Here is a 1,647-nt window from a genome sequence, read left to right as displayed (position 1 = left end):
GTAAAACATACCTATAAATACAATCAGCGCGATTAAAAATAAAGGCACTGTCATTTTCGGTGATGTTAATTTTTTATCTATCATCTTACAATCTCCTCGTATCATCATTTTCATTTTACAAATGTTATCCATAATATCAATGTGCCACAAATTTCACTTTACCGACAATATCAAAATTATAAAGTTCATATTGTTATGTATATTGCAAATAAAACATTGTATAATTGAAATAACAATATTTTGCTATTTTCAATTTAGTACGATCTATATTTATTATACAGAGGGGGTAAGGCGTATCAATAGAGTTATTTTTGTCTATATAGCGTTAATCATTACATTAGTTAGATTCTTTACCCCTATTCATCCATCGTTTTCAAATTTGATTTACTGGATATTTGTATTATATTTTATTCCTATTATACTATGCGTTATCGGTTTCAAGGCCGAAAAACTTATTGCAACAATGGTCATTATACCTAATTTTTTAGGTATACTTTATCGATTATATGCCTACGTCACACATATACTCTTTATGTAAAAGGATAGTGGGCATGTCTCGCAACAAATATGCTTGCGTTGACTTGTCACCATTCGCAAATTTTATGACATACGCCTTTCACGGGCTATATTCAGACCCACGCATTCATCCACGTAATAAACACATCATGTAATAGAAAAACAGCACACCCAAATATATGGCGTTGCGCTGTTTAACCAAGCATACTTCTATAGCTTTAATAAGCCAGCAGAAGCATACCTAACCTTCTTAAATATGCTTTTCCAAATTATCCTCAAGTTTGAATACGATAATACGTTCACCTGTAACTGTACTTAAATCACTGTGGAAGCTCATCACTTTGATACCTGTAATTTTAAGAATGATATCATTCAAATCTTGCTCACCGGATTCAACTAATTCAGAACGTGTTCGTTTAATATTTAGTAATCCTTCATTCGTACTACACACACGATATTCTGCTGGCGTTAAGATACCTTGTAAACTAATAATCACCATATCTCTTAAAATGTCTGATTTAACTGACAAGGAACCTCTGCCAAGGAAATCTTTTTCCCATTGCGTAATGGCTTTACTGATTTCAGCTTCGATTTCACCTTTCGTTCTTTTCATATCACTAACTCCAATAATATTAAAATTGATTACTTCATCTTTGTATCGTTATCACGACATCAACTATTACATTAAGTTTATCATTTTTAGTATATTTTAAGAAGCTAGAACATTGTAGATATGATGATATATTAATTACTTAGCATCGCAACATATCATCGTTAAATCCAACTTTTAAAACGCCCTTCCTCATTAACGCTCATTAAACGCAGCCAATGATTAGACACCTTCCTAGCGAAATGCTCATTATTCGCGAATAGTCTAGCTACAACATAGTCGGGTGCCTGAATAACGACAAGTAAACGAATTGGCGAATGATACATCGTCCGATCAGCAGCCATAACAGATTGCCATGATAAGCCATACATCAGATCACTCGCATTACCTTGCATGACACCAACACCTGACGTGACGGTTTGTGTCGCTTTATTCCCACTTCCGTAAAAATGCGGCGCAACTGTCGACGCATAATATTGTAAATTAATCCATTGTGCCACAAGCGCCGGACCAGAAATGAT

3 protein-coding genes and 1 pseudogene are annotated in these 1,647 nt (G+C 34.1%); 1 reads left to right on the top strand and 3 read right to left on the bottom strand.

Going from position 1 to position 1,647, the window contains the following annotated elements:
• Positions 1-84 (bottom strand): annotated as a pseudogene (locus IDG60_RS13345) (phosphatase PAP2 family protein); the annotation flags it as partial.
• Between the two features lie 37 nt (positions 85-121).
• On the opposite strand from IDG60_RS13345, the gene IDG60_RS13340 reads away from it, so the two are divergent.
• Entirely contained in the window at positions 122-538 is a 417-nt protein-coding gene (locus IDG60_RS13340) for a hypothetical protein (protein ID WP_001789536.1), read from the top strand.
• Positions 539-766: 228 nt separating this feature from the next.
• Here the strand turns inward: IDG60_RS13340 and IDG60_RS13335 are convergent, their stop codons facing one another.
• Together IDG60_RS13335 and IDG60_RS13330 are read right to left on the bottom strand one after the other, a co-directional pair.
• Positions 767-1,129, bottom strand: a complete 363-nt coding sequence (locus tag IDG60_RS13335; RefSeq protein ID WP_000831496.1) for a Na-translocating system protein MpsC family protein — start codon at positions 1,127-1,129, stop codon at positions 767-769.
• 161 nt (positions 1,130-1,290) lie between these two features.
• Positions 1,291-1,647 (bottom strand): putative inorganic carbon transporter subunit DabA (locus IDG60_RS13330; RefSeq protein WP_206160782.1); only part of this gene is annotated, 357 nt, incomplete at its 5' end.

The sequence above is a fragment of the Staphylococcus sp. EG-SA-2 genome (assembly GCF_017152085.1).
The sequence above is the reverse complement of the archived record's forward strand: the minus strand, read 5'-3'. Positions and strand labels throughout refer to the sequence as shown.